This window comes from Marinobacter salexigens (assembly GCF_002806945.1).
GTDB lineage: Bacteria > Pseudomonadota > Gammaproteobacteria > Pseudomonadales > Oleiphilaceae > Marinobacter > Marinobacter salexigens.
Window position 1 is genome coordinate 422,777 of sequence record NZ_NIHC01000005.1, and the last position, 22,851, is coordinate 445,627.

At 54.0% G+C, this 22,851-nt stretch carries 23 protein-coding genes and 1 other RNA gene; 3 read left to right on the forward strand and 21 right to left on the reverse strand.

Translation table 11 applies throughout. From position 1 onward, the window contains the following. Window positions 1-11: 11 nt before the first annotated feature. From mraY to rsmI, 9 genes are all read right to left on the reverse strand, one after another. Entirely contained in the window at window positions 12-1,097 is a 1,086-nt protein-coding gene (gene mraY, locus CDH47_RS12160) for a phospho-N-acetylmuramoyl-pentapeptide-transferase (protein WP_100640154.1), read from the reverse strand. Beyond that, complete coding sequence (locus CDH47_RS12165) at window positions 1,082-2,485, reverse strand: UDP-N-acetylmuramoyl-tripeptide--D-alanyl-D-alanine ligase (protein ID WP_100640155.1); 1,404 nt, start codon at window positions 2,483-2,485, stop codon at window positions 1,082-1,084. The genes mraY and CDH47_RS12165 overlap by 16 nt, the downstream gene beginning before the upstream one ends. Then, complete coding sequence (locus CDH47_RS12170) at window positions 2,482-3,966, reverse strand: UDP-N-acetylmuramoyl-L-alanyl-D-glutamate--2,6-diaminopimelate ligase (RefSeq protein ID WP_100640156.1); 1,485 nt, start codon at window positions 3,964-3,966, stop codon at window positions 2,482-2,484. Before CDH47_RS12170 ends, CDH47_RS12165 begins: the two co-directional genes overlap by 4 nt. A gap of 4 nt (window positions 3,967-3,970) precedes the next feature. Next, the gene (locus tag CDH47_RS12175) at window positions 3,971-5,713 is read right to left on the reverse strand and encodes a peptidoglycan D,D-transpeptidase FtsI family protein (protein ID WP_100640157.1); all 1,743 of its coding nucleotides are present in this window, start codon (window positions 5,711-5,713) and stop codon (window positions 3,971-3,973) included. Between the two features lie 32 nt (window positions 5,714-5,745). After that, the gene (gene ftsL, locus CDH47_RS12180; protein ID WP_100640158.1) at window positions 5,746-6,150 is read right to left on the reverse strand and encodes a cell division protein FtsL; all 405 of its coding nucleotides are present in this window, start codon (window positions 6,148-6,150) and stop codon (window positions 5,746-5,748) included. Between the two features lie 2 nt (window positions 6,151-6,152). After that, on the reverse strand, window positions 6,153-7,136 hold the full coding sequence (rsmH, locus tag CDH47_RS12185) for a 16S rRNA (cytosine(1402)-N(4))-methyltransferase RsmH (RefSeq protein ID WP_100640159.1): 984 nt from the start codon (window positions 7,134-7,136) through the stop codon (window positions 6,153-6,155). Beyond that, on the reverse strand, window positions 7,133-7,585 hold the full coding sequence (gene mraZ / locus CDH47_RS12190; RefSeq protein WP_100640160.1) for a division/cell wall cluster transcriptional repressor MraZ: 453 nt from the start codon (window positions 7,583-7,585) through the stop codon (window positions 7,133-7,135). The genes rsmH and mraZ overlap by 4 nt, the downstream gene beginning before the upstream one ends. A 317-nt stretch (window positions 7,586-7,902) precedes the next feature. Next, an RNA gene (gene rnpB, locus CDH47_RS12195) (RNase P RNA component class A) lies at window positions 7,903-8,261 on the reverse strand. Between the two features lie 56 nt (window positions 8,262-8,317). Next, entirely contained in the window at window positions 8,318-9,214 is an 897-nt protein-coding gene (gene rsmI, locus CDH47_RS12200; RefSeq protein ID WP_420843681.1) for a 16S rRNA (cytidine(1402)-2'-O)-methyltransferase, read from the reverse strand. A gap of 133 nt (window positions 9,215-9,347) precedes the next feature. On the opposite strand from rsmI, the gene CDH47_RS12205 reads away from it, so the two are divergent. From CDH47_RS12205 to CDH47_RS12215, 3 genes are read left to right on the forward strand one after another with little or no spacing between them, the layout of a single operon-like run. After that, the gene (locus CDH47_RS12205) at window positions 9,348-11,210 is read left to right on the forward strand and encodes a penicillin-binding protein activator (protein ID WP_100640161.1); all 1,863 of its coding nucleotides are present in this window, start codon (window positions 9,348-9,350) and stop codon (window positions 11,208-11,210) included. 29 nt (window positions 11,211-11,239) lie between these two features. Then, entirely contained in the window at window positions 11,240-11,608 is a 369-nt protein-coding gene (locus CDH47_RS12210; RefSeq protein ID WP_100640162.1) for a YraN family protein, read from the forward strand. 6 nt (window positions 11,609-11,614) lie between these two features. Beyond that, the gene (locus tag CDH47_RS12215) at window positions 11,615-12,205 is read left to right on the forward strand and encodes a D-sedoheptulose-7-phosphate isomerase (RefSeq protein ID WP_100640163.1); all 591 of its coding nucleotides are present in this window, start codon (window positions 11,615-11,617) and stop codon (window positions 12,203-12,205) included. Between the two features lie 55 nt (window positions 12,206-12,260). On the opposite strand, the gene CDH47_RS12220 is transcribed toward CDH47_RS12215, so the two are convergent. The 12 genes from CDH47_RS12220 to CDH47_RS12275 all read right to left on the reverse strand — a co-directional run bounded on the left by CDH47_RS12220 (window position 12,261) and on the right by CDH47_RS12275 (window position 22,651). Beyond that, window positions 12,261-12,671, reverse strand: coding sequence for a ClpXP protease specificity-enhancing factor (locus CDH47_RS12220; RefSeq protein WP_239985754.1), 411 nt, complete (start codon window positions 12,669-12,671; stop codon window positions 12,261-12,263). 60 nt (window positions 12,672-12,731) lie between these two features. Beyond that, window positions 12,732-13,361 carry a glutathione S-transferase N-terminal domain-containing protein gene (locus tag CDH47_RS12225; RefSeq protein WP_100640165.1) on the reverse strand — a complete coding sequence of 210 codons (630 nt, stop codon included), beginning with the start codon at window positions 13,359-13,361 and terminating at the stop codon, window positions 12,732-12,734. A 109-nt stretch (window positions 13,362-13,470) separates the two neighbouring features. Continuing rightward, a complete protein-coding gene (locus tag CDH47_RS12230) occupies window positions 13,471-14,226 on the reverse strand; it encodes a cytochrome c1 (RefSeq protein WP_100640166.1) in 756 nt (251 codons plus the stop codon). Next, on the reverse strand, window positions 14,226-15,458 hold the full coding sequence (locus tag CDH47_RS12235) for a cytochrome b (protein WP_100640167.1): 1,233 nt from the start codon (window positions 15,456-15,458) through the stop codon (window positions 14,226-14,228). Before CDH47_RS12235 ends, CDH47_RS12230 begins: the two co-directional genes overlap by 1 nt. Further along, a complete protein-coding gene (gene petA / locus CDH47_RS12240) occupies window positions 15,458-16,051 on the reverse strand; it encodes a ubiquinol-cytochrome c reductase iron-sulfur subunit (RefSeq protein ID WP_100640168.1) in 594 nt (197 codons plus the stop codon). The genes CDH47_RS12235 and petA overlap by 1 nt, the downstream gene beginning before the upstream one ends. A 243-nt stretch (window positions 16,052-16,294) precedes the next feature. Then, the gene (gene rpsI, locus CDH47_RS12245; RefSeq protein WP_100640169.1) at window positions 16,295-16,687 is read right to left on the reverse strand and encodes a 30S ribosomal protein S9; all 393 of its coding nucleotides are present in this window, start codon (window positions 16,685-16,687) and stop codon (window positions 16,295-16,297) included. Window positions 16,688-16,699: 12 nt separating this feature from the next. Beyond that, window positions 16,700-17,128, reverse strand: coding sequence for a 50S ribosomal protein L13 (rplM, locus tag CDH47_RS12250; protein ID WP_100640170.1), 429 nt, complete (start codon window positions 17,126-17,128; stop codon window positions 16,700-16,702). 210 nt (window positions 17,129-17,338) lie between these two features. Beyond that, window positions 17,339-18,112, reverse strand: coding sequence for a TatD family hydrolase (locus CDH47_RS12255; RefSeq protein WP_100640171.1), 774 nt, complete (start codon window positions 18,110-18,112; stop codon window positions 17,339-17,341). Window positions 18,113-18,134: 22 nt separating this feature from the next. After that, a complete protein-coding gene (prfC, locus tag CDH47_RS12260; RefSeq protein WP_100640172.1) occupies window positions 18,135-19,715 on the reverse strand; it encodes a peptide chain release factor 3 in 1,581 nt (526 codons plus the stop codon). A gap of 87 nt (window positions 19,716-19,802) precedes the next feature. Continuing rightward, entirely contained in the window at window positions 19,803-20,291 is a 489-nt protein-coding gene (gene rimI, locus CDH47_RS12265; protein WP_100640173.1) for a ribosomal protein S18-alanine N-acetyltransferase, read from the reverse strand. Continuing rightward, a complete protein-coding gene (locus CDH47_RS12270; RefSeq protein ID WP_100640174.1) occupies window positions 20,291-21,100 on the reverse strand; it encodes a 2-isopropylmalate synthase in 810 nt (269 codons plus the stop codon). The genes rimI and CDH47_RS12270 overlap by 1 nt, the downstream gene beginning before the upstream one ends. Then, window positions 21,101-22,651 (reverse strand): 2-isopropylmalate synthase, encoded by a 1,551-nt coding sequence (locus CDH47_RS12275; RefSeq protein WP_100640175.1) that lies wholly within the window; start codon window positions 22,649-22,651, stop codon window positions 21,101-21,103. Between the last annotated feature and the right edge of the window lie 200 nt (window positions 22,652-22,851).

A 22,851-nucleotide genomic window follows, 5' to 3' on the forward strand; every position in this document is an offset into this window, starting at 1 on the left:
AGTCCGGCTTCCTATCGCAATTTCAGACTGGACAAGCCAATCAGAACAAGAATGACGGTTATGACCCAGAAGCGCACAATCACACGCGGCTCTGGCCATCCTTTAAGTTCAAAATGGTGGTGCAGTGGCGCCATCCGGAAAATCCGGCGGCCGGTCAACCGGAAGGAAGCCACCTGCAAGATCACTGAAACGGTCTCCATCACGAACACGCCGCCCATGATGAAAAGAATGATTTCCTGGCGCACGATCACTGCAACCACACCCAATGCCGCGCCAAGGGCCAGGGCACCCACGTCACCCATGAACACCTGGGCGGGGTAGGTGTTAAACCACAGAAAGCCAAGACCGGCGCCCACAAGGGCCCCGCAGAAGACAATCAGCTCGCCGGTGCCCGGCAAGTGGGGAATCAGCAGGTAATTTGCGAACTGAACGTTGCCGGATACGTAAGCAAAAATACCAAGCGCCCCGGCAACCATAACGGTAGGCATGATGGCCAGGCCATCGAGGCCATCCGTCAGATTTACTGCGTTGCTGCTGCCAACGATCACAAAGTAGGTCAACAGAATAAACAGCACCGGCCCCAGAGTGAGAGATACATTTTTCAGGAAGGGCAGATACAGCGATGTTTCCTGCGGCAATATGGAGCTGAAGTACAGAACTATGGCGGCACCGGCCCCGATCAGCGACTGCCAAAAGTACTTCCAGCGTGCAGGCAGGCCGCGCGGGTTGCGCTCAACTACTTTCCGGTAATCATCAACCCAGCCAACTGCACCAAACAGCATTGTCACCAACAAGGTTACCCACACGTAGCGGTTGGACAGGTCTGCCCACAGCAACGTGGTGATTGCGATAGACACCAGAATCAACGCGCCACCCATCGTAGGGGTGCCGGCTTTGCTGAGGTGGGTCTGAGGGCCATCATCACGAATCGCCTGGCCAATCTGGTACTGGCTCAGTTTTCGGATCATCAGCGGCCCGATCACCAGCGAGATCAGCAGCGCGGTCAATGTGCCCAAAATACCGCGCACAGTCAGGTACTGAAACACCGTCAGCGCCGAAAAATATTGTGATAGAACCTCTGTCAGCCAGAGCAGCATGCGTTATTCACCTTATTTTTGATTCCCTCCACCACGAGATCCATGGCGGAACTTCTGGACCCTTTAACCAACACAATCATTGGCATTTCTTTAACGCTGACGAGGGCTTGCACAGCCTCGCCGTGTGTTCGATACATCTCTGCTGCTTCACCAAAGCCCTCTGCATAACCGTCGCAGCCAGCACCTACCGTCAAAAGGCGGTCAACCCCGAGCTCTGAGGCGAAAGCCCCAACTTCCCGGTGCAGTTCATGAGCGGTTGGCCCTAACTCTCCCATGGCACCAAAAACCGCAACACGCTTTCCTTTACGCTTTGCAAGCACGCTGAGCGCGGCTTTCATAGAGGCAGGATTGGCGTTGTAACTGTCATCAATAACCGTCAAGCCCTCCGACAAGTCGATGACCTGCAAACGACCACGAACCGGCTGCATTTCTGCCAGCCCTTCAAGGATGGCTGCATCTGTTGCGCCCAAGTCACGAGCTGCTGCAACAGCGAGCAGGGTATTGGTCACATTGTGGTCACCTTCCAGTGGCTGGATAAGGGTGCACGACCAGCCGCCAGGCCCGGTAATTGAAACTTCAGGCCTGGAGCCTTGCGGTTGCTTTATAACGGCGTTGTAGTCCGCGCCCGGGTGGCCACAACGACTAACACTCACAACCCGCCGGTTACCTGCCCGGGCAAGCCACTGATCAAAGGCTGGGTCATCCCGATTGAGAACCACGAGACCACCATCGGATACGCCTTCAATAATTTCACCCTTGGCCTGCACGATATTTTCGTAACTGCCAAAACCTTCAAGGTGCGCCTGTCCCGCATTCGTCAGAATCGCGACCTGAGGTTTGGTGATTGCCACCGTATGGGCAATTTCGCCTGGCCCGCTGGCCCCCAGCTCGATAACTCCGTAAATGTGCTTTGGCTCCAGCTCGAACAGGGTCAAAGGCACACCAATGTGGTTATTGAGGTTGCCACGGGTCGCGAGGGTATCTCCCATGCGCGCCAAAATGGCAGCAGCCAACTCTTTTACCGTGGTTTTTCCACTGCTGCCGGTAATCGCAATCAGTTTTGCCAAGCTTTCATTGCGGTTACCCGCCGCCAGCCCTGCCAGCGCCTGAACCGTGTCAGCCACAACCAACTGAGGTAGGCTGGAGGTGTTATCAACAGACGCAACCGGTGCATTAACCACGGCCGCACTGGCGCCAAGCTTCTGCGCTGCCTGGACAAATTTATGGCCATCAAAGTTCTCGCCACTAAGAGCTACAAACAAATCGCCCTTTTTTAAAGCCCGGGTATCTGTGGAGACGCCAGAATACTCGACAGTTTCCAGCCCCTGAGACGCACATTTGCCGCCGGTAAAACCAGCGGCCTCAGCCAGTGAGAAGGTGCGCATCATAAGGCACCCCCTTCAATCTTCAACCCTTGGCATACGTGGGCTGCATCACTGAATGGAAATTTCTGCCCCGCTATCTCCTGCCAGGCTTCATGACCCTTCCCGGCCACAAGAACAAGATCGTTTGGCCCTGCCATATCAATGGCAAAGCGGATAGCCTCAGCCCGGTCGTGAATCACGGTCGCGGCATTCGGGCGGGAGAACCCCGCCAGAATGTCTTGCACAATTTTCACCGGGTTTTCTGTCCTTGGGTTATCGTCCGTAACGATGACGAAATCGGCGCAGTTTTCTGCTTCCCTCGCCATTTCCGGGCGTTTTCCGCTGTCCCGGTCTCCCCCGCAACCAAACACGCATATCAGCTTGCCGGTTACATGTGGTCTAAGCGCAGCCAGTGCATTCGAAAGGGCATCTGGAGTGTGGGCATAATCCACCACCGCGCGAACGCCTTCCACACCACGAAATTGCTCAAGCCGCCCCGGGGGAGGCGCCAGCTTCCTGACAGCCTCTTGCACCTGCTCGACGGTCGCACCTACGGTCATAGCGGCTGCAACTGCCGCAAGCACATTGCTAGCATTAAAGCTGCCCATAAGTGGCACGGACAGGCCAAAAAGACCCCACTCACCATCAACTACAGCATCAAAGCCATCATCCGTAGGGTGAAATTCTTTCAACCACAGCTCCAACTCGGATTCGTGCAAGCTATAACGAATGCGATCACATTTGCCTTCAATCATTTCATATAGTTGACGGCCGAAAGGATCATCAAAATTAATTACTGAAAAGTGCACATCCTCGCGCTCGAACAGGCGTGCCTTGGTTGCCCCATAAGCTTCCATCGAGCCGTGATAATCCAGGTGGTCCCGCGTCAGGTTGGTAAATACGGCTCCGGTAATTGCAAGACCATCTACCCGACCTTGATCCAGGCCGTGGGAGGATACTTCCATCGCTGCCGCACGGCCTCCCATTGAGAGTATGTCCGACAGTGCGCGGTTGATTTGAACGGCATCAGGAGTGGTGTGGCTAGCCTCCTGCAGGGCACCGGGCATACCGTAGCCCAAGGTTCCAAGAATGCCACAAGGCGTGCCCGCCTGACCTAGCAGTTGCGCAATATAATGACTTACAGATGTTTTACCGTTAGTGCCGGTAACACCTATCAGCCGAAGTCTGCGAGAAGGGTGCTCATAAAAACGGGCCGCAATTTTCCCCAGCAGCTGTCGCAGCTGCACAACCGGAACGATCAGCGCGCCGCGATGCTCCCGACATTCGCCCGCTTCTTCCGACTCCAGCAACACAACAGTAGCACCCGCATCTACGGCCTTATCCACATATTGATCGGCCGGTGTATCTGCACCGGACAACGCAACAAATGCATCACCGGAACGGACGGCGCGGCTATCGGCCCGCAAGTCATGGATAGTCACATCAAAGACAGAAGGCACTGGCACTATGCCCTGCAACAAGGTACTCAGGGATGTCATACTCATGGCTTCACCCCCTCTTCCCTGAGCCACTGCTCTGCAGACCCATGGTCGCACTGACATCCAGCTCGGGCTTCACATTCAGCAGCCGCAGTGCATCGCTCATCACCCGGGAGAACACAGGTGCAGCCACCTCGCCACCGTAGTACTCACCCGATTGGGGCGCATCTACCGCTACAACCGTAACAATCCTCGGGTTATCAATCGGCGCCATTCCTGCAAAAATTGCCTTGTACTGATTGTCCTCATAGCCTTGAGCGCCTACCAGGTGAACGGTTCCTGTTTTCCCGCCAGCGCTGTAAAAACCTGGCTGTGCTCGCTTACCGGTCCCTTTGGAAACTGCATCACCGAGCATGGCCCGCACCTCAGCAGTCACCTGCTCGGAGAGCACCCTCTCGCCAACCGGTTTGGCATCCAGCTTCATCAAACTGAGGGGATAGCGCACACCACCGTTGGCTATCACCATGTAGGCCTGAGCCAGCTGAAGCGCGTTAACGCTCATTCCATAGCCGTAGGACAAAGTTGCCACTTCTACCGGGCGCCACTTCGGGGGGGCGGGCAGCACACCAACAGCTTCGCCCGGAAAGCCTATGCCAGTGGGCTGCCCAAGGCCCAAGCGCGCATAAAGGTTGCGAATCGTGTCGCCGCCAAGATCAGTGGCAATCTTGCTAATACCAACGTTACTGGACTTGACGATAATGTCGGAGAGGCTCATGACCCCGTAATTCCGGTGGTCACGAATGGTGAACCGACCAAAACGCCGGTAGCCGGGCGAAGTGTCGATGGTTGCATTGGCTGAGTATTCCCCAGTCTCAAGCGCAGCCGCTATGGTGATAGGCTTCATGGCTGAACCGGGCTCAAACAGATCTGTAATTGCCTTATTGCGAAGGTTTTCCGGCGCTAACTGGCTGCGATCGTTAGGGTTGTATGAGCCCTGATTGACCATAGCCAACACCTCGCCGGTCCCGACATCCAGCATAACGAGGGTTCCGCCACGGGCATCATGGGCACTGACCACTGCTTTCAGCTCGCGGTACGCCAGGTACTGCAGTCGCAGATCTATACTCAGCTCAAGGCTGTGGCCGGGAGCTGCGTCCCGGATCAGCGTCAGGTCCTTTATGATCCGGCCGCGGTTATCCTTCAGGACACGCTTGCGGCCAGGCTCTCCGGAAAGCCACTCGTTATAAGCGAGCTCCATGCCTTCCTGGCCCCGCTCGTCAATATTGGTAAATCCAACGACATGCGCCGTTACTTCACCGGCCGGGTAATAACGGCGGTATTCCTGGCGCGTATAAATACCGGGAATATCCAGTTCCATGGCCTTCGCCGCCAACCCTGGCTGCACCTTTCGGCGCAGATAGATGAATTCTCGACCAGCGTAGGTTGCAAGGCGCTCCCGCAGCCTTACTTCGCTGACACCCAACACCCTTGCCAGGTTGGCAAGGCGTGGTTCCGAAGGATCGGTTTCGGACGGGTTAGCCCAAAGCGTCTGGACCGGTGTACTAACCGCCAGCGGCTCGCCATAGCGATCACTAACTACGCCACGATGGGCATCAATAGTTTCTACGCGGATTGTGCGAACATCGCCCTGCTTACGCAGAAAATCATTATCCACAACATGCAAATCAACCAAACGCCAGCCTAGCGCCGCCACAACAACCAGGAATACACCCAGCACAGAGCCGAAGCGCCAGGCTTTCAAGCCTGCTGCCACCTTCTGGCTCAATGTTCTTGCTGATTCCTGACTGGACAATCAGACCACCCTGAGACTGTTATTATCGTGAATTATCGGGATGCCGGCGGTGCCATCAATGGCACCAGAACAATGTCCTGCCGCCCGGGAACCACCATATTGAAACGCTCTGCCGCAAGCCGCTCTACGCGACCATGGCCGCCCATCGAACTTTGTTCCAGAAGCAGCTGGCTCCACTCAGCCTGAAAACTGTCACGCTCGGCCTGCAGTTGAGACAGGGTATTGAACAGCGCACGATTCTCGTGGGCACTAACCACAACGCCTATGGATGAACCCACAAGCAGTACAGCCAAAGCCAGAGATACCAGAACCTTTTTTTGCCGAGTGGCATCGAAAACTCGCCGCGATATCCGTACAGCCGCAACAACGCCCACTCGAACTTTTTCTTTATTCAGCTTTGCCGGCTTTACTGCCGGCTCTATGGCTACAGCGCCCATAACTACGCGCTCCCCTGAGCTGTCTGTGTATTGTCGTTACGCTCCAGAACCCGCATAACTGCGCTGCGGGCCCGAACATTCTCACTGATCTCACCGGCACCCGCCTTGTTGGCTTTGCCGATCAAGCGAAAATCCGGTGCCTCCTGCGCGGCCGTCACCGGAATGCCTTTAGGCAGACGCGGACCACGAGCGAGATCTCGCATAAAACGCTTCACCAAGCGGTCTTCCAACGAGTGAAAACTGATAACCACAAGCCTGCCGCCGGGAGCAAGCCTGTCGACTGCTGCCTGCAACCCGGTTTCCAGATCTTCCAGCTCGCGGTTAATAAAAATGCGAATGGCCTGAAACGTTCGGGTTGCCGGATGTTTGTGTTTCTCTTTTTTCGGTATCGCCTCACTCACCAAATGGGCAAGCTGGAGAGTGGTTTCGATCGGCGCTTCCTGGCGGCGCTCAACAATCAGACGCGCAATGCGACGGGAAAACTTCTCCTCGCCATAACGAAAGATCACATTCGCAATTTCCTGCTCTTCCGCGTACGACAGCCACTCAGCAGCACTTGGCGACTGCAATGGATTCATACGCATATCAAGGGGGCCATCACGCATAAAGCTGAACCCTCTGGTCGCATCGTCCAACTGCGGTGAAGACACACCAAGATCCATCAGTACGCCATTAACCTGCTCCCAGCCTGCCTGCGAAACCGCGTGGCTGAGCTCAGCAAAAGAGCCATGAAAATAATCGAAGCGGGAGTCGGCTATCGCAAATTCCTCGGCCACACGGATCGCCTCCGGATCCTTATCAATCCCCAACAACTGACCAGAAACATCCAAACGTCCTAAAATGAGCTGACTATGCCCACCACGGCCGAAGGTTGCGTCTACATATTTGCCGGCGGGATCACTGACCATATAGTCGACCGCCGAATCCAGGAGCACCGAGCGATGGGAAAATTCCGCTTCAGTCTCCGGCCTGCGATCAGAGGTCATAAAGAAAGCGCTTCCATCTCGGGCGGTATGTCTTCATCGCATGAGCTCTCGTCAAGCCATTCGAACCAACGCTCTTCACTCCACAACTCCAACTTCTTCCCCTGCCCTACGAGCATCAGCTTTTTTTCCAGGTTGGCGTGCCTACGCAAGGTCGGTGGCACAAGAATGCGACCTGCAGAGTCCATTTCCATGGGTGCCGCATTACCCAGTACCAAGCGCTGCAGGCGCCGGACGGGCTTTTTCATATTGGGAAGCTCCTCGATCTTCAACCGCAGGATCTCCCACTCGGGTTCGGGGTAAACCAGCACACAGCGCTCTTCATCAGCATTCGCAGTCAATACGATACGGCCACCACAGGCTTGCGCGAGGGTCTCGCGCACCTTGGCGGGGATCGCCAAGCGACCCTTTGCATCCATATTGATGGCATGACTGCCAAGAAAATTGCTCATTTAGTACGTCTCTGGGGACCCGAAAACCACAAATAACCACTAGAAACCACTTTTTCCCACTTGTGCACACTATAGAAACACACAATTCACAATGCAAGCGCCGTGAACGGCGACCCTCATGGAAAAGTTCCTTTTATGACAACAAGTTACAGCGATTAATGTGAGTCGGAGGTGACATTACGGAAAAGAAAAGAAGGAAAATCAAACACCTGCAAAAATGTCTGAAGAAGACAAGTGAGGTTTAAGATTTTTTGGCTATAAGAACCACGGGGTGATAATAAAACGTGAGAATAAAATACACTTCATAAAGAGAGGAAAAAACGAGCTCGCCGATAAGCCGGGTTCTGTCGTGGACAGCCATTCATCTAGGACCTGCGTCACCACAGATCTCAAGCAACCTACCCGAGTCCAGCGCGGGCCACGCCAACGGACTCCTATTTGGTCTTGCTCCAGGTGGGGTTTACCTTGCCGTGAGCTGTTGCCAGTCACGCGGTGCGCTCTTACCGCACCCTTTCACCCTTACCGGCAATCGTGACGAATCCCGATCGCTTAGGCGGTCTACTCTCTGCTGCACTTTCCGTCGGCTCACGCCGCCCAGGCGTTACCTGGCACCTTGCCCTGCGGAGCCCGGACTTTCCTCCCCCGGTATACCGGCGGCGGCTGTCTGGCGAGCTCGATCGAGACCATACTCCTGCACCGCTCACCATGCAAGGAAAAGCGCAGAACAAAAGCTCAACCCTCCTTGAGCTCTAACGCTCGCTGGTATAGTTCATTCTTGCTTAGTCCAGTCAAACCGGAGGCCAGCTTTGCAACCTTCTTCAGAGGCAGCTCTGCCATCAGAAGCCCCAGCAAGTGATCCACATCGAGCGCACCAGCCATCATGCCAGCTTCAGTTTTATCCGCACCCCGCACCATGACAACAAACTCGCCGCGGCTACCATGGGGGTCAGCCGCCAAGGTAGCGAGCACGTCTGCCGCCCCACCAGAATAAAATGTCTCGAACGTTTTGGTAATCTCACGCCCCAGTACAATCTCACGCTGCGCACCCAGCACATCCGCTATATCTGTCACTGCCCCCAAAATCCTGTGGGGCGACTCATAAAACACGAGGGTCGCTGCCTCCTTGCGAAGCTCAGCCAAAGCAGCCCGCCGCCCAGCGGGCTTCGCGGGCAGAAACCCAACAAACAAAAACCGATCAGTGGGCAACCCCGCAGCACTCAGTGCGGCAACCAGAGCGCACGGGCCCGGTATCGGGCTTACCCGCATTCCTGCCGCCCTGACCTCTCGAACCAGCACATAGCCAGGATCAGAAATTAGCGGCGTGCCAGCATCTGAAATCAAAGCCACGTCTGCGCCTGCTCGCAACTGCTCCAATATATTTTGTACTCTGCCGCGCTCATTATGATCGTGTAACGCAATCAAGGGCTTGCTGATACCAAGATGCTGCAGTAGGCGCCCACTATGGCGGGTGTCCTCTGCCGCAATCACCGCTACGTCTGAGAGCACCTTTACTGCCCGCGGCGAAAGATCATCCAGATTCCCTATTGGAGTCGCAACAATATATAGCACGCCGCGGCTTTCACCTGGCTTGACTACCTGCACTGCAGACTGGCCCGTTTCAGATTTCAAAATATGTGCCTCGAGTGGAGAAGACGGCGCCACCATGACACCCGCGTCATGTGAATTGCCCCGGGAGCTGTTAAACTTGCCACCATCAGATCGGCGCCACAAGCCCAAAACCCCGGAATCTACAGAGCTTGCCATGACAAAGAACCCTGCTAATAATCGTGCCCTGGCCAGTATATTCATACTGACCCTGCTGTTTGCAGGCTGCGCCAGTGTCGACCTGGATTCGCACATTGCCCAATCGCCATCTCAGGCCCTTGAGCTTGCTGCAAAGGAGCGCAACGCTGAAACCGCACAGAGATACTTGCTAAAAGTAGCTGGACGTTTTCAGGATCAAGGCGACCACCGCGCCGCTCGCACATTACTGCAGAGCGCCCAGTTGGCGCAACCTGAACCCTCTATGCTGGCACAAAAGCAGCTACTCTCCATGGCCAGCGCTGTGGCTCTCGAAGACCGGGAGTGGGCTAATAGCCTTGCCACGGAACTCTCACCAGACAATTTCAAAGGTTACAACTCGGAACTCGTTAACCGGGCCGCCAACCTTCAAGCTGAAACTTATGCCCTTGTAGGCGACCGGCTTTCAGCAGCGATGACCCTGATGCTACTCTCCCAAACCGATGGCAAGGTAAACCCGCAACGCATTCACGACCAGATCTGGACATTCCTGAAGGCGGTTCCGGATCAAAAACTCGCAACAGCGAGCGAAAAAAGCATCGGCTATGAAACCGAGGGATGGCTTGAACTCACCGCCAGTATCCGGGCACCCGGGCTCAACATAGACGAACAGGGCCGCATTGTTCGGCGATGGCAGAATAACTGGCCGGGACACCCGGCCGCACAGATCTTACCCTCGGAACTTCAGCTCATTGCCACCCTGGCGGAGAGCCGGCCTGAAAAAATCGCCCTTGCCCTCCCACTTCAAGGCCCTCTTACCAGTGCTGGCAAGGCCATTCGGGATGGGTTTCTGGCTGCCTACTATCATGATAAATCTGCAGACCGCAATAAAACTGACATCCGCGTGATTGATACATCCGGTCAAGCGTTTGACAAACTCTACAAAGAACTCGCTGCTGGAGATGTTGACCTGATCATAGGCCCCCTTGAGAAGGAGGCTTTAGCCAGCCTCACAAGCATGAAAACACTTCCGGTTCCCGCGCTGGGCCTTAACTACCTGCCTGCTGAAACACCAACACCCGACGGCCTGTACCAGTTTGGCCTTTCGGCAGAAGACGAAGCGCGACAAATTGCAGATCGGATTTCTGAGCAGAACATCAATCAGGTGCTGGTACTGATTCCACATGGCGAATGGGGCGACCGTGTTGAAGCCGCACTACGTAAACGCCTGCAGCGGACCGGCGGAGTGGCTTTGGACATAGAGCGCTTCTTCCGCGAGGACAATCTGCGGGCCGTCACTGCCGACCTGCTGGGCATTACCGTATCCCGGGATCGAGCCATTCAGGTGGAACGGACCATTGGCCTGAACGTAGAGTTTGAACCACGTCGCCGCCAGGACGCCGAGGCCATTATCATGGTGGCTGAGCCGGCCACCGCCCGGCAGTTCAAGCCCCTGTTTGCCTATTATTTTGGAGGCGATCTGCCCGTGTACTCACCCTCGATCATCTACGAAGGCACACCGGACGCAGGACGGGATCGCGACTTGAACCAGGTAATGTTCACCGACATACCCTGGGTACTTGACAACGAAAACCCGCTGCGCGAAGAAGCCAGCGCTGTATTGCCTGGCACACGCGGCCAACTCGGTCGACTGTTTGCCATGGGAGCAGATGCCTGGCAGTTGAGCAAGCGCCTGCCCCTGCTTCGTCAGGTGCAAAGCGCCTCGATTGATGGCCACACCGGGCAACTAACCATGACCCGCGAAGGCAGCATCCATCGCCATCAGCTCTGGGCCCAGTTCCGCAAGGGAACACCTGAGCTGCTCCCCGTGATGCCCCCCGAAAGCGAGGTGAGCAATACAGACTCGCAGGTACTGGCCAACTGACACCCACTCAGACAAGGACGGCAAAAGCCATGGAAGGCCGAAAAGCCCTAGGAACACACTTTGAAGGTGTCGCCGCGCGATATCTTGAGGCGCAGGGCGTCCACATCCTTGAACGGAACGTCTACAGCCGTGGGGGTGAAATTGATCTGATAGGTAAGGATCAAAACACCCTCGTTTTCTTTGAAGTACGCTATCGGGGTAGTGGCAGCCTCGTTGATCCGGCCAGTTCTATCTCCTACCCAAAACGACAACGGGTTCTAAAAGCAGCTGCATTTTATCTGCACCGCCACCGACTTTGGGACGCCATCAGCCGAATAGACGTAGTTGCAATCAGCCCGGGAACCGTTAAAAAATACCGGGTACAATGGATTAAAAATGCAATTCAAGCGGACGTATAGACTCTGATGAACGACATGGGCAATCTGATCAACCAGTTATTTGCGAGCCACATGGAGCATACTGCTCAGGCGGCCAGCACAGTGGGCCCCGCTATCGAACAGGCAGCAGACGCCTTGGTAAGCGCCCTCCTCAACGACGGGAAAATTGTAGTCTGCGCCAACGGCAATGCCAACGTGATCGCCCAGTATTTCTGCACCGCTCTTCTCAACCGCTACGAGCAAGACCGGCCAGCCCTACCCGCCATTAATCTTGGCGCAGACGCAACCACCTACTCAGCCATTTGCCGTGACAACCGCTTTAACGACACCTTCTCGCGCCAGGTTAAAGCTATAGGGAAGCCCGGTGACCTGCTGCTTGTAATTGTTGATGATGGCCACAAGGCCAACCTGATCCAAGCCATTCAGGCAGCCCACGACAGGGAAATGAATGTAGTTGTGCTGAGCGCAAGGGAGAAATCTGACATCTCCTCGCTCATGCATTCGGAAGATCACGAAATTGCCCTGAATGACCTGTCACCCACAGAGGCCACCCCTCTACTGATTCTTATGGTTAATGCTTTGTGCTCACTGGTGGACGGCAAGCTTTTCGGTGGCTGACAAAAAAGCCGGCATACGCCGGCTTTTTTGTCAGAACTGAAAATCCAGATAACCCCTACTTCACGACCTTCAAAGTAGGCCGGCCAGAAGGCCGCTCTTCCTGGCCACCGGGATCGGAACCATCACGGTCATTGGTACCATCAGGATCAGGAGAGCCCGGCTCACTGCCGAACACCATGCCCTCTCCATTCTCCTTGGCGTAAATGGCCATCACAGCCTGGAGAGGGATAAATACCTGCATAGGCACCCCCCCGAAGCGGGCACTAAATTCCAGTGCGCTGTTACCAACAACCAAACCACGCACAGCTCCAGGGCTGATATTCAACACAATTTGCCCATTCGCCACATGCGCTGTCGGTACCTGAACACCCTGAACGCCTGCATCCACAACGAGGTATGGCGTACAGTCGTTATCCAATATCCACTCATTGAACGCTCGTACCAGATACGGACGACTGGATGTCATGGTGATTTTGTTATCAGCCACTGCATGCCTCCTGTTCCCCCAAGGTGGGATACTGCGAAATCAGCTACGAATGTCTTCTTCCAAATCAGAAAGACTCGCCTTGAACCCCTCTCGCTCGAAGATGCTATCCATGTACTTCTGCAGAGGTTTTGCCTGCTTGTCGTTAAGCTCGATGCCAAGCGACGGCAAACGCCAAAGAATGGGCGCAATGCAGCAGTCTACTATGGTGAACTCCTCAGAGAGAAAAAACGGCATTTCGGCAAACAGCGGACCAGCTGCGAGCAGGCCTTCGCGCAACTCCTTGCGAGCCACCTCAGAAGCCTTGGCATTTGGCTGGAGCAGAATCTGATCGACCAGCCCACACCAGTCTCTCTGGATCCGGTGGATCATCAAGCGACTGTTAGCGCGTGCTACCGGATAAACAGGAAGCAGCGGAGGATGCGGAAAACGCTCATCAAGATATTCCATCATGATGTTAGGCTCATACAGAACCAGATCACGATCTACCAGAGTTGGCAGGGCGTTATACGGATTCATATCAGCCACTTCGGCTGGCGGATTGTCCGGGTCAACATCAACGATATCAACGGTAACACCCTTCTCTGCCAACACAATACGAACCCTGTGACTGTAGTGGCTGGCCGGGTCTGAGAAAAACGTCATCGATGATCGCTTGGTCACAACGCCCATAGAATTACCTCACGAGTAAACTAACCGAATTGGCCCTGAAAAACGCAAAAATTCCAGCGGGCCGGTTAACGCCCGCTGGAACTCAGGGAACGGGATTATACCCTAATAATCAGTGTACGTCCTTCCAGTACTCACGATTGAGCAGGTAGGCGAATACAAAGAAGATAGCTACAAAGATCAATACGAAAATCCCGAGGCGCTCACGCTCTACTTTGATCGGATCAGCCATGTAAGACATGAAGTTGGTCAGGTCATACATTGCACGATCAAATTCAGCGCTGGTCATGCTTCCTTCGGTTGCATATTCCGGGCAGGCGCCTGCATTTCTGATATTGCCACTCAGCGGCTCAACACTGGCCTTTTTTCCAATATTAGGCTCAACTGCACACAAACCCTGAAGATCGACCATAACGTGGGGCATCCCCACCTTATCGAACACCACATTGTTCACACCCAACGGGCGCGAATCATCTTTGTAGAAGCCACGCAGGTATGAGTATACCCAGGACTCGCCACGAAGACGGCTCTCCAAAGTAAGATCGGGCGGTGGCGCACCGAACCAGTCAGCGGCCATATCCTTATCCATGGAGTTTTTCATGAGCTCGCCAATCTGGGCTCCCGTGAAGATCAGATTCTCTTCGAAGAGCGCCGTCGGAATCTCAAGATCCTCAGCTACCCGCTTGTACCGGGCATACTCCATGGAATGACATCCCATGCAGTAATTCGTAAACAATGCTGCGCCACGCTGTAGCGACACCTTGTCCGTGTGATCCGTTTTGATTGGATCAAGCGGAATACCCGCACCGGCTGCCAGCCCAAGAACCGGAAGGAATGCGATGAAAAGACCAAATATCAGCTTTCTCATTATCCTGTCACCCTCTCTGGTACTGGCTTGGTTTTTTCCATGCGCGTATAAAACGGCATCAGAATGAAGTAGAGGAAATACACTACGGTCAATATTTGCGCCACAGTAGTACGACCTTCGGTAGCCGGCACAAGCCCCAGGTAACCGAGAATCACAAAGCTTACTGCAAACAGCGTCAGTGCAATTTTGCTCAGCCACCCCTTGTAGCGGATAGAGCGCACAGGGCTTCTATCGAGCCAAGGCAAAACAAACAAGATGGCTATAGCACCACCCATTACAACCACACCCCAGAACTTCGCAGACAGGCCGAACAGATCAACCGTAACCGCACGCAACATGGCGTAGAAAGGAGTGAAGTACCATACGGGCGCGATGTGTGCCGGTGTTTTCAGCGCGTTTGCTGGTTCAAAGTTTGGCTTCTCAATAAAGAGGCCACCCATCTCCGGGAAGAAGAACACCACAATAAAGAAGATGAAGAAAAACACCGCCACGCCCACAAGATCATGCACTGAGTAGTACGGGTGAAACGGAATGCCATCTTTTGGAATACCGTTTTCGTCCTTGTTTTTCTTGATGTCGATGCCATCCGGGTTGTTGGACCCAACTTCATGCAGCGCAAGAATGTGGAGAACAACCAAGCCAAGCAGAACAATTGGCAGCGCAACTACGTGCAGGGCGAAGAAGCGGTTCAGCGTGATACCGGAGATCAGGTAATCACCACGAATCCACAGTGACAGGTCTTCACCGATAACAGGTATGGCACCAAACAGGTTTACGATAACCTGGGCACCCCAGAAGGACATCTGCCCCCAGGGAAGCAAATAGCCCATGAAGGCCTCTGCCATCAAGACCAGATAAATCAGCATGCCGAACAGCCAGATCAGCTCACGCGGCTTCTGGTAGGAACCGTACATAAGACCACGGAACATGTGGAGATAAACCACAATGAAGAAGGCTGAAGCCCCCGTTGAGTGCAGGTAGCGCAGCAACCAACCCCACTGCACATCACGCATGATGTACTCAACGGATGCGAAGGCACCCTCGCCGGTCGGGTTATAGCTCATGGTTAGCCAGATACCGGTCACCAACTGGTTGACCAGCACAAGCATCGCCAAGGAACCGAAAAAATACCAGAAGTTGAAGTTCTTCGGTGCGTAATACTTTGCCAGGTGATTGTTCCAGGCATCGACAACTGGCAGACGTTCGTCTACCCAATTAAGAAGCTTCTGCATTACGCTACCTCCGGATCAAGACCAATCGTTAGCGTCGCATCGTCGTCGTAGCGATAAGGCGGCACTTCCAGGTTCAGAGGTGCTGGCTGCGCGAAGAATACTCGGCCGGCCATGTCAAAACGGGAGCCGTGACAGGGACAAAACAGGCCGCCCAACCACTCGTCGCCCAGGTCTGCAGGGGCAACCTCGGGACGGTATGTTGGAACGCAACCCAAGTGAGTGCATATACCAACCAGCACGATAAACTCCGGCTTGAGGGACCGGAACTCATTACTGGCATATTCCGGTTGCTGCTGCTCCTCCGACTGAGGATCCCTCACTTTGTCGTTGAGCTTTTCAATGTTATCCAGCATTTCCGGCGTACGGCGGATAACCCAAACGGGCTTACCTCGCCACTCGACCGTGATTTGCTGGCCTGGTTCAATCTTACTGATATTGACGGTTACCGGCGCACCAGCCGCTTCCGCTTTGGCACTGGGATTCCAGGATGCCACGAAAGGGACTGCCGCACCGACGACGCCGACTCCACCTACCGCAGCCGTAGCGCCGATAAGAAACCGGCGTCGACCTTGGCTCACGTCGCCATTATTCATTATGGTTCTCTCCCATCAGGCGATGTCACAGCCCGCCAGAAAGCCGACAGTGTGCATCGAAAAGGACTTCACAATCCAAAATTATAAGCGCTCAAATGGTAATGAAATTACCATGTCCTTACAAGTCGGAAAGCCGCCGCCAGAGCCTCTTCTCTGCTCCAGATCAATTTGAATACCATTGAGTCTGAAACAAAAAAACCCGACCAAATAGCCGGGTTTTCCTGAGATCTGCTCCAGCGGAACTTAACGCTTGGAGAACTGTGGACGCTTACGCGCCTTACGCAGACCAACTTTCTTACGCTCAACTGCACGAGCATCACGGGTCACATAGCCCGCTGAACGCATCGCCGGACGCAGAGTTTCGTCGTAATCCATCAACGCACGGGTCAGCCCGTGGCGAATCGCGCCCGCCTGACCACTGCTACCACCACCTTTAACAGTGATGTTGATATCAAAACGGTCTGCTGACTCAGCAACAACCAGAGGCTGACGCACGATCATGCGAAGAGTCTCACGCCCGAAGAAATCTTCGATTGAGCGACCGTTTATTGAAATGTTACCGCTTCCCGGCTTGATGAACACCCGAGCCGTGGACGTTTTGCGGCGACCAGTACCGTAATTTTGTGCTACAGACATATCCGCCTTCCGTTAAATGTCGAGTTCTTTGGGCTGCTGGGCTGTGTGAGGGTGCTCAGCGCCGGCATAAATTTTCAGCTTTTTGAACATGGCACGACCAAGCGGGCCCTTCGGAAGCATGCCTTTGACAGACTTCTGAATGACTTGCTCAGGCGCCTTGTCAACCAGCTTCTCGAAGCTGATGGACTTAAGCCCACCCGGAAATCCGGTATGACTGTAGTACACCTTGTCAGATGACTTGTTGCCGGTAACCCGCACCTGGCCCGCATTGATAACAACAATGTAATCGCCAGTGTCTACATGAGGGGTGTACTCAGGCTTATGCTTGCCCCGCAGACGACGGGCGATTTCGGTTGACAGACGACCCAGCGTCTTGCCGGCTGCGTCTACAACGTACCAGTCACGTTTTACGGCTTCTGGTTTCGCACTCAGAGTCTTCATTGATACCGCCTTGAACGCTATAAAAAGAAACGTTAAAAACCGCCACCGGAAAGTGTCGTACACCCGGAGGAGGTTCTGTACCTGTAATTTGATGGCAGTGCTCTATTCGGGGCTGAGATAGTAGCATCGCCTTGAAAAGCCAGGGCGCGAAGTATACTCGAACCAAAAATAAAATCCAACCCTGCCTTTCTCTGTTTTATGGTCAAACCTTCACCACAAGGATTGACCATAAAGTAATTCTGTATTGGAAAAAAGCACGGAACTAACCTCTCCTACCGGCTCATTCCTTAAATCACAGAGACTTTCAAGTATCCTGCGAAGATACACAGGCGAATTGGCACCCGGCTTTACCCCGTCCGGCGCCATGTCCGGAGCATCTGTTTCCAGCACCAGAGTCTCAAGTGGCAATCGTGCAATTGTATCGCGGGTTTTCTGAGCCCGCGGGTGAGTAATTATACCACCCACACCAACATAACACCCAAGATCCACTAACTTGCTTGCCTGCTGATAACTACCAGAGAAGCCATGCACCAGAGCCCGGCCACTCCAGTTTGCGCGCCTGAGGGCAGCATGCACTTCGTCATGCGCTCTTACCGAATGGATCACTAACGGACAATCCACCTCAGAGGCCAAATTAATCTGCGCTTCGAACCAAGGGAGCTGAATCCCCATATTACCGCGAAGGCGATCCAGCCCACATTCACCAACCCCCACACAAAGCTCCGACCTTTTCGCCAGCGCTGCTTTCAGGGCATCCAGATCTTCGGAGGAACTTTTCTCTACAAACCAAGGGTGGATGCCAAGACAGTAATAGAGACCCGGAAAAGCTTGCGCCGTGCTCTGAACGCGCCCCCAATCCGAGCGCCGGACGCCGGGAATAACCAGCCCGACCACCCCATTCTCAGCGGCTATTGCGAGCTCCTGAGAACGCTTGCCATCGAACTGGGGAAAATCAAAATGACAGTGGGCATCAACCAGCTTCAAACTTGCCTCCCGCCATTAAAGGCTAGTGCTCCCGGGTCTTATGGAATTGAATATCCGGGTAGCGCTCTTGAGCCAGGTTGAGATTAACCATGGTTGGTGCGATATACGCCAACCGATCTCCACCATCAAAGGCCAGGTTGTCATTATTCCTGCGCTGGAACTCATCCAGTTTGCGATCATCTGCACAGGTTACCCAGCGCGCTGTAGCAACGTTGATGGGCTCATAAACAGCTTCAACCTTATACTCAGTCTTGAGGCGACTAACCACAACGTCGAACTGCAAAACACCCACGGCCCCGACAATCAGGTCGTTATTTCGCAAGGGCCGGAAAACCTGAACCGCCCCCTCTTCTGAAAGCTGAATCAAACCTTTCTGTAACTGCTTCGCTTTCAGCGGGTCTTTCAAACGGATACGGCGAAATAGTTCAGGTGCAAAATTGGGGATGCCCTTGAACTTCATATCCTCACCAGCGGTAAAGGTATCCCCCAGCTGGATAGTTCCGTGGTTATGCAGCCCGATAATATCCCCAGCGTAAGCCTCCTGAGCCTGCTCCCTGTCGCCAGCCATAAATGTCAGCGCATCAGAAAAACGCACATCTTTTGCGATACGCACGTGGCGCGCTTTCATTCCCTGGCTGTACTTGCCCGATACAATGCGCATAAACGCCACACGATCACGGTGCTGGGGATCCATGTTAGCCTGTATTTTAAATACAAAACCCGAGAATCTCTCATCTTCAGGCTGCACCAACCGCGCATCCGTCTCTCGAGGCTGAGGTGCAGGCGCCCAATCCACCAAACCATCCAGCATATGATCGACCCCAAAGTTTCCCAGAGCCGTTCCGAAAAATACCGGACTGAGCTCACCCGCGAGGAACGCTTCCCGCTCAAATTCGTGAGAGGCACCTTTCACCAGCTCTACCTCATCACGCAAATCACTGGCGTACTCACCCAGAATAGTGTCAAGTTCCGGGTTGTCGAGCCCGCTTATGATCCGCTCCTCCTGAATTTCGTGCCCATGTCCGCTCTGATAGAGAATCACCTCATCCCGAAGCAGGTGGTACACACCCTTAAAACTCTTCCCCATCCCAATGGGCCAGGTAATCGGTGCGCACGCAATATTCAGAACTTCCTCCACCTCATCCATAAGCTCCACCGGGTCGCGCGTGTCCCGGTCTAGCTTGTTCATGAAGGTGAGAATAGGCGTATCTCTGAGACGGGTAACTTCCATCAGTTTGATGGTGCGCTCTTCTACGCCTTTTGCGCTGTCGATCACCATCAAACAAGAATCAACGGCGGTAAGGGTGCGGTATGTATCTTCAGAGAAATCCTCGTGGCCCGGCGTATCCAGCAAATTCACCAACTTACCGCCATAAGGAAACTGCATTACCGAGGTGGTTACGGAGATTCCCCGCTCCTTTTCCATCTCCATCCAGTCTGACTTTGCATGCTGACCAGACTTCTTGCCTTTGACTGTCCCTGCTTTTTGCAGTGCATGCCCAAACAACAACACCTTTTCGGTAATGGTTGTTTTACCGGCGTCCGGGTGAGAAATGATTGCAAAGGTGCGGCGCTTGGCCACTTCCTGGGAAAGGTGAGACATAGTCTAAGAGAAACCCGCGTCAGATATTCGGAAAAGTCGGCCATTATAAGGGCTAAGAGGCCGTTACGCGAACACTAGCACCAGACGTCAGGGATGCAAGAGCAAGGACATAACCCTCGCATCCTCCCTACCGTTGGCCATTGGATAATATCGAGGGCGGCGACCTATCTCCTCAAAACCCTCATTACGATACAATTTACACGCCATGCTGTTACTTTGCCGGACTTCAAGAAGAACCTGATTCATATCATTTCGGGTAGCTTCCGCGATCAGGTGTCGCAACAACCGCTTCCCGACGCCCCGGCTTCGGCATCCCGGATGGACACAAAGATTCAGCAGGTGCACCTCATCAAGGATATAGACCACAACAGCATAGCCAGCCAATGAATCTCCAAGACAGGCGCCCCAAAACCGATAGTCTGGCTTGAAGCAATCCAGAAATACTCCTTCAGACCAGGGGTAGGAGTATGCTTGGCGCTCAATCTCGAGAACCTCTGGCAGATTTTCGGGCGCCAAAGGTCGAACCGTCAACTCCAGCCCTTGGGAAGGGTCATATGAGGCCACATTTCGGTGCATCACGATCTACCCAGAGGTTTAAGCTGCTGCCACAATGAGCGCTTCAGGTCTGGATTGCTCGCGAGTGCCGCAAGTGAATGCTCGTACTCAACATCAGGATTGCGCCCCAGAACATCAACCAGCCAGCCGGTTTCTCTGCTACGCCCACCAAGATCACCCAGCGTCCCAAGCACAATAACCTTCCTGCCAGCTGTTTCGGTCAACACACTCTGCATTACCGCCCTCAAGTCAGTAAGCGAGTTACCGGGAACCAGACGATTCCTGAATACTGGCCAGTCAACCCATTGCGGGGCACTTGTCTGGTCGTCCCCGAGGCTTTTCAATATATTTGTGGCAAGGGTCTCCTGCAGGCGTAAACTCGCTGCTTTGGAAATATCGGCAACAAGCACGTAATTCACACCAGCAAACACGCCCAGGCTTAAGTTAACCTCCCGGAGTGCATGTGCCTGAGCATCTACCGACAGGGCATCACCCTTAGATACACTCTCAACAGTCTCAGTTGCCACCAGCGGATCAGTCTCTGTGGCGCCCAGAGATTCTGGCTCTGCCTTGCTCTCCATCAGCGCCTGAAGGCTGGCAATTCGTTGCCCGCTTTTTTTATCAGCAGCCGGGAAGCTTCTTGCCGAACCGACCCTTCCCGCATCAGGCCCTGTTTTTTGGCCGGATACAGGGTGCTGTGCGGGCTCTTCCGGCTCCGGGAACAGAAACTCCGGGCTAGGTGCTGCACCCGGTAGCGGCTCGCGGGCATACCACAGGCGAACACCTGCTGCCCCGAGATAAAACTGCCTCTGCGCCTCAATCTGGATCATTTAAACATCTGCAACCTGTGGGTGCTGCCGGATGCCGCCACTGCTTATGAGGTTTAGCGCTTCTATATAGGCTTTGGCCGAGGCAATGATGATGTCTGTATCGGCACCGATACCGTTTACAATGCGCCCGCCTCGCTCAAGACGAACAGTCACCTCACCCTGAGCATCGGTACCGCTGGTGATATTGTTTACAGAGTAAAGCTGCAAGCTGCACCCGGAATCTACCAGTGACTCTATGGCCTTGAATGCCGCATCAACCGGCCCGCTACCATCTGCTTCAACTTTGTGCTCTTTTCCGTCCATGGTCATCGTGAGGGTAGCCTTCGGCACAACGCCTGTTTCCGAGCACACCTGCAGGCACACCAAGCCATAACGACCCTCCTCATCCTTCTGCCGGGTGTCACTGGCAATAGCCTGCAAATCTTCATCGAAAATCTCGTGTTTCAAATCAGCCAGAGCTTTAAATCGGGTAAATGCTTCATTCAGCTCAGTTTCAGTTTCAAACTGGATACCAAGCTCCAACAACCGGGTGCGGAATGCATTACGACCCGAGTGTTTCCCTAATACCAAGCTGTTGGTATGCCAGCCAACATCTTCTGCCCGCATAATTTCGTAGGTTTCGCGATGTTTAAGCACGCCATCCTGATGAATACCTGATTCATGAGCAAACGCATTAGCGCCCACGATGGCCTTGTTTGGCTGTACTGGGAAGCCTGTGATCGTAGAAACCAGACGCGACGCCGGAACGATATGGCTAGCGTCTATCCGGGTATCAATATTGAAGAAATCCTGCCGTGTACGCACTGCCATCACAATCTCTTCCAGCGAGGCGTTACCTGCGCGCTCCCCCAATCCGTTAATGGTACATTCGATCTGGCGCGCACCGCGGGTTACAGCCGCCAGTGAATTAGCCACGGCCAAACCCAAGTCGTTGTGACAGTGTACGGAAAAGATCGCTTTATCCGCATTGGGTATACGGTTAAGCAGCTGATGAATAGTTTCTGCGAACTGCTCCGGTATGGCATAGCCAACCGTGTCGGGAATGTTGATAGTGTTTGCGCCGGCGTCTATCGCCGCTTCAATAATCCGACAGAGAAAGTCCAGCTCTGAGCGGCCAGCGTCTTCACAGGAAAACTCGACATCATCGACATGGCTTCGTGCACGCTTTACAGACCGCACAGCCTGCTCAATCACCTCGTCCGGCTGCATTTGCAATTTGTGCTGCATGTGAATGGGGGAGGTGGCAATGAATGTATGGATGCGCCCTCTTTCCGCCGGGCGAATTGCCTCGGCCGCCCGATCAATATCACTGTCCAAGGCACGGGCAAGGCTACAAATCGTTGAACCTTTGATAGTTTCGGCAATGGATTTAACCGCCTCAAAGTCACCTTGGCTCGCAATTGCAAAGCCTGCCTCAATAACGTCCACACGAAGCTTTTCAAGAGCTTTGGCTATACGAAGCTTCTCGGTTTTATTCATGGTGGCGCCGGGGCTTTGCTCACCATCACGGAGAGTTGTATCGAAAATAACCAGATGATCGTTGCCAGACATTGAGGTTCTCCGTATCGGAATTGGCTTTAATAGAAACAGTATATCACCCGGAGGTGTAGGGGGCAGTGTTCAGTCTGTTGCCAAACCTAAATTCCGGGCATAAAAAAACCCCAGCTTCTTTGGAAGCTGGGGTTTTGGGTATTAAGAGTCTGACGATGACCTACTCTCACATGGGCAAATGCCACACTACCATCGGCGCA

What these genes read in the sequence shown, in the direction of transcription:
- CDH47_RS12205 (WP_100640161.1), top strand. Translation starts at nt 9,348, where the DNA reads ATGACAAAGAACCCTGCTAATAATCGTGCCCTGGCCAGTATATTCATA.
- CDH47_RS12170 (WP_100640156.1), bottom strand. Translation starts at nt 3,966, where the DNA reads ATGAGTATGACATCCCTGAGTACCTTGTTGCAGGGCATAGTGCCAGTG.
- petA (WP_100640168.1), bottom strand. Translation starts at nt 16,051, where the DNA reads ATGAATAATGGCGACGTGAGCCAAGGTCGACGCCGGTTTCTTATCGGC.
- rplM (WP_100640170.1), bottom strand. Translation starts at nt 17,128, where the DNA reads ATGAAGACTCTGAGTGCGAAACCAGAAGCCGTAAAACGTGACTGGTAC.
- rimI (WP_100640173.1), bottom strand. Translation starts at nt 20,291, where the DNA reads ATGCACCGAAATGTGGCCTCATATGACCCTTCCCAAGGGCTGGAGTTG.
- CDH47_RS12230 (WP_100640166.1), bottom strand. Translation starts at nt 14,226, where the DNA reads ATGAGAAAGCTGATATTTGGTCTTTTCATCGCATTCCTTCCGGTTCTT.
- CDH47_RS12275 (WP_100640175.1), bottom strand. Translation starts at nt 22,651, where the DNA reads ATGTCTGGCAACGATCATCTGGTTATTTTCGATACAACTCTCCGTGAT.
- mraY (WP_100640154.1), bottom strand. Translation starts at nt 1,097, where the DNA reads ATGCTGCTCTGGCTGACAGAGGTTCTATCACAATATTTTTCGGCGCTG.
- prfC (WP_100640172.1), bottom strand. Translation starts at nt 19,715, where the DNA reads ATGTCTCACCTTTCCCAGGAAGTGGCCAAGCGCCGCACCTTTGCAATC.
- CDH47_RS12210 (WP_100640162.1), top strand. Translation starts at nt 11,240, where the DNA reads ATGGAAGGCCGAAAAGCCCTAGGAACACACTTTGAAGGTGTCGCCGCG.
- CDH47_RS12165 (WP_100640155.1), bottom strand. Translation starts at nt 2,485, where the DNA reads ATGATGCGCACCTTCTCACTGGCTGAGGCCGCTGGTTTTACCGGCGGC.
- CDH47_RS12220 (WP_239985754.1), bottom strand. Translation starts at nt 12,671, where the DNA reads ATGACATCCAGTCGTCCGTATCTGGTACGAGCGTTCAATGAGTGGATA.
- rpsI (WP_100640169.1), bottom strand. Translation starts at nt 16,687, where the DNA reads ATGTCTGTAGCACAAAATTACGGTACTGGTCGCCGCAAAACGTCCACG.
- CDH47_RS12270 (WP_100640174.1), bottom strand. Translation starts at nt 21,100, where the DNA reads ATGATCCAGATTGAGGCGCAGAGGCAGTTTTATCTCGGGGCAGCAGGT.
- ftsL (WP_100640158.1), bottom strand. Translation starts at nt 6,150, where the DNA reads ATGGGCGCTGTAGCCATAGAGCCGGCAGTAAAGCCGGCAAAGCTGAAT.
- mraZ (WP_100640160.1), bottom strand. Translation starts at nt 7,585, where the DNA reads ATGAGCAATTTTCTTGGCAGTCATGCCATCAATATGGATGCAAAGGGT.
- CDH47_RS12225 (WP_100640165.1), bottom strand. Translation starts at nt 13,361, where the DNA reads ATGGGCGTTGTGACCAAGCGATCATCGATGACGTTTTTCTCAGACCCG.
- rsmH (WP_100640159.1), bottom strand. Translation starts at nt 7,136, where the DNA reads ATGACCTCTGATCGCAGGCCGGAGACTGAAGCGGAATTTTCCCATCGC.
- CDH47_RS12215 (WP_100640163.1), top strand. Translation starts at nt 11,615, where the DNA reads ATGAACGACATGGGCAATCTGATCAACCAGTTATTTGCGAGCCACATG.
- CDH47_RS12235 (WP_100640167.1), bottom strand. Translation starts at nt 15,458, where the DNA reads ATGCAGAAGCTTCTTAATTGGGTAGACGAACGTCTGCCAGTTGTCGAT.